Source organism: Nitratidesulfovibrio liaohensis (genome assembly GCF_011682075.1).
GTDB lineage: Bacteria > Desulfobacterota > Desulfovibrionia > Desulfovibrionales > Desulfovibrionaceae > Cupidesulfovibrio > Cupidesulfovibrio liaohensis.
The window spans coordinates 1-3842 of the sequence record NZ_VSMK01000268.1 but is presented as its reverse complement, the minus strand read 5'-3'; the positions used below and the strand labels follow the sequence as shown (position 1 = coordinate 3842).

At 65.5% G+C, this 3842-nt stretch carries 3 protein-coding genes; all 3 read left to right on the top strand.

Going from position 1 to position 3842, the window contains the following annotated elements:
• The first annotated feature begins 135 nt into the window (after nucleotides 1-135).
• Complete coding sequence (gene truB / locus FVW27_RS10035) at nucleotides 136-1062, top strand: tRNA pseudouridine(55) synthase TruB (RefSeq protein ID WP_167124802.1); 927 nt, start codon at nucleotides 136-138, stop codon at nucleotides 1060-1062.
• A gap of 23 nt (nucleotides 1063-1085) precedes the next feature.
• Nucleotides 1086-1355, top strand: a complete 270-nt coding sequence (gene rpsO / locus FVW27_RS10030; protein ID WP_007526356.1) for a 30S ribosomal protein S15 — start codon at nucleotides 1086-1088, stop codon at nucleotides 1353-1355.
• Between the two features lie 251 nt (nucleotides 1356-1606).
• The coding region (pnp, locus tag FVW27_RS10025) for a polyribonucleotide nucleotidyltransferase (RefSeq protein WP_167124800.1) at nucleotides 1607-3842 on the top strand (2236 nt) is incomplete at its 3' end.

Genomic DNA, 3842 nt, shown 5'->3' with positions numbered 1-3842 from the left:
GGCGGCCTTTGGCGGCGGCGGGCACCGCAATGCGGCAGGGGCGGAACTGGACATGCTGCCGCACGAGGCCGCGCGGGCCGTGCTGGCGGCCATTCCCGCGCAGCTTGCGCCCTGCGGCAAAGAGGCATAAGGTATATGGCTGTCCTGCCAGCGCAGCAGCATGGCCTTCTGGTGCTGAACAAGCCCCAGGGGCCCACCTCGGCCCAGTGCATCGCCAGGGTGAAACGGCTTGGCCAGAAAAAGATCGGGCACGCGGGCACCCTCGACCCCATGGCGAGGGGGGTGCTCCTTGTGCTGTTGGGGCATGCGACAAAAATTTCCGGCCACCTGATGGCCGACGGCGAAAAGGTGTATCTTGGCACCCTTCGCCTTGGCACCACCACCGATACGTGGGACGCGGAAGGCAGCGTGACGGCCACCGCCCCGTACGACCACGTGACCCCGGACGACATCCGGCGCGAGGTGGAAAACTGGCTGGGCAGCACCGAACAGGAGGTGCCGCCCTACTCCGCCGCCAAGCATCAGGGGCAGCCCTTGTACAAGCTGTCCCGGGCCGGGCGCGAGACGCCGGTAAAGACGAAGACCGTCGAAATTTCGCGGGCACAGGTCGTATCGTGCGACCTGCCGTTCGCGACCTTCCGGGTAACGTGCAGTTCCGGCACCTACATACGGTCCCTGGCCCACAGCTTGGGGATGCGTTTAGGGTGCGGCGCCATGCTTACGGAACTGACCCGGGAGTACAGTCACCCGTTCGGTATTGACGAGGCGCACGAGCTTGATGCCGTGCTCGCCGAGCCCGAGCGGTTGCCGGAGCGGGTCATACCCGTCACGCGAGCCCTGCCCCACTGGCCCAAGCTGCGCATCGGCGCGGCGCAGGAGGCGGCGGTACGCAACGGGACGGCCCTGCCTTACGAGCCCGAGGCCATGGCGCAACTGCCATTTGCCGAAGGGCTGAAGGCCATCATGCTCGCTCCGGACGACACGCCCGTGGCCCTGGCCGAGACGCGCATCGTGAACGCGCAGCCGGTCTGGACCGTGCTTCGGGGACTGTGGAGTCAATAACATCCACTTTGGAGGATACAGCTGTGGTCATGGACGTCGATCAGAAGAAGAGCATCATTGATGTGCACGCCAAGCATGAAGGCGACACCGGTTCGCCCGAAGTGCAGGTTGCCCTGCTCACCGCCCGCATCGAACAGCTCACCGGGCACTTCAAGACGCACAAGAAGGACTTTCACTCGCGTACCGGCCTGCTGAAGATGGTCGGTCAGCGTCGCAAGCTCCTCAAGTACCTGAAGGCCAAGGACGTTCAGCGCTACCGTGCGCTGATCGAAAAGCTCGGCCTCAGAAAGTAATCCGCCATCGGCAGGGCCCGCCGTCGCGTGACGGCGGGCCCTGCGCGATGCGCATGGGCGACGAGTCGCCCCCAACACGCAGCGTGAAGGGGGGTCCGGGAAGAGCGCCATGCCGGTAGCCGCAACTGCCGCCTCCGGCCCCACCATGATGACCCGACCGGGCACATCCTGCTCGCAGCAGGAGCGCAACAGGGTCACATCATGGCCTTCTCCCCGGAATCCCCTTCGCTGAACCGAAGAGGTACGCAACAATGCAGAGCGTTTTCAACGCTACCCGCGTCTCCGCCATGGTTGGCGGAAAAGAAATCATCCTTGAGACCGGTCGTCTCGCCAATCAGGCGCACGGCGCGGTCTGGGTGCAGTGCGGCGGCACCGTGGTGCTGGTCACCGCGTGCACCCAGCCCATGGAACGCGACATGGGCTTTTTCCCGCTGACGGTGGACTACTCCGAAAAGATGTACGCCGCCGGCCGCATTCCCGGCAGCTTCTTCCGCCGCGAAATCGGTCGCCCCAGCGAACGCGAGACCCTGGTTTCGCGCCTCATCGACCGCCCGGTGCGCCCGCTGTTCACCAAGGGCTTCCGCGATGAAGTGCAGATTCTCGCCAACGTCATTTCCGCCGACCAGGAAAACGACAGCGACGTGCTGGCCCTTACCGGTGCCTCCGCCGCGCTGAGCATCTCGCCCATTCCCTTCGAAGGTCCTGTGGCGGGTGCGCGCATTGGCCGCGTGAACGGCGAATTCGTGCTGAACCCCACCCTGAAGGAAATGGAAGGCAGCGACCTTGCCATCGTCATCGCCGCCTCGCGCGATTCCGTGGTGATGGTGGAAGGCGAAGCCCAGTTCGTGCCCGAAGACGTCATCGTGGCCGCCCTGGAATGGGCCCACAAGGAAATCCAGCCGCTCATCGACGCCCAGCTCAAGCTGGTGGAACTGGTGGGCAAGGCCAAGATGACCGTGACGCCCCCGGTGGAAAACACCGAGCTGAAGGCCCGCGTCGAAGAACTGGCCACCGCCGAACTGGACAAGGCCCTGCGCATCCCTGAAAAGATGGCCCGCAAGGACGCCCGCAAGGCCGTGAAAGAAAAGGTGCTCGAAGCCCTGCTGGCCGACCCGGCCCTGGCCGAGAACCCCAACCTTGGCCGCGAAGTGGGCGACATGCTCGGTTCGCTGGAAAAGGTGCTGGTGCGCCGCCGCATCCTGAAGGAAGGCACCCGCATCGATGGCCGCGACACCAAGACCGTGCGCCCCATCCTGATCGAAGCGGGCCTGCTGCCCCGCGCCCACGGTTCCGCCCTGTTCGCGCGCGGCGAAACCAAGTCGCTGGTGGTGGCCACCCTTGGCAGTTCCACCGACAGCCAGCGCATGGATTCGCTGGTGGGCGACGTGACCAAGAAGTTCATGCTGCACTACAACTTCCCCGCCTACTCGGTGGGCGAAGTGAAGATGTCGCGCGTGTCCCGCCGCGAAATCGGCCACGGCGCCCTTGCCGAAAAGGCGCTGAAGCCGGTGCTGCCCCTTGACGATTCCTTCCCCTTCACGCTGCGCGTGGTGGCGGAAACCATGGAATCCAACGGCTCCTCGTCCATGGCCGCCGTGTGCGGCGGCAGCCTTTCGCTGATGGACGCGGGCGTGCCCGTCACCGCCCCGGTGGCTGGCGTGGCCATGGGCCTGATCAAGGAAGAGGGCGAGTACCTGGTGCTCACCGACATCCTTGGCGATGAAGACGCCCTCGGCGACATGGACTTCAAGATCGCGGGCACTGCCGAAGGCATCACCGCCGTCCAGATGGACATCAAGATCACAGGCCTGCCCACCGACGTCATGGCCCGCGCCATGGCCCAGGCCCGCGAAGCGCGCCTGCACATCCTGGCCGAAATGGCCAAGGTGCTGGAAACCCCGCGCACCGAACTGTCCAAGTACGCCCCGCAGCATGCCGAGGTGTTCGTCAACCCCGACGTCATCCGCATCATCATCGGCCCCGGCGGCAAGAACATCAAGGCCATCACCGCGGCCACCGGCGCGTCCATCGACATCGAGGACAGCGGCAAGGTCTCCATCTTCGCGCCCACCTTCGAGGCCATGGAAATGGCCCGCGAAATGGTGCAGTACTACGACCAGCGCGCGGAACTGGGCAAGAACTACGTGGGCAAGGTGCGCAAGGTGCTGGAAATCGGCGCCATCGTCGAAATCCTGCCCAACCTCGAAGCCCTGGTGCACATCTCGCAGCTGGACACCAACCGCGTGGAACAGGCTGGCGACGTGGCGCGCCTTGGCGAAGACATGACCGTGAAGGTCATCGAGATCAACGGCGACCGCATCCGCGCCAGCCGCAAGGCCGTGCTGCTGGAAGAACAGGGCATCGAATGGAACCCCGAAGACACTGCCCGCCCCTCCGGCCCGCCGCGTGATCGCGGTGACCGTGGCGATCGCGGTGGCCGTGGCGACCGTGGCGGAGACCGTCGCGGTGGCGACCGCGGTGGCCGTG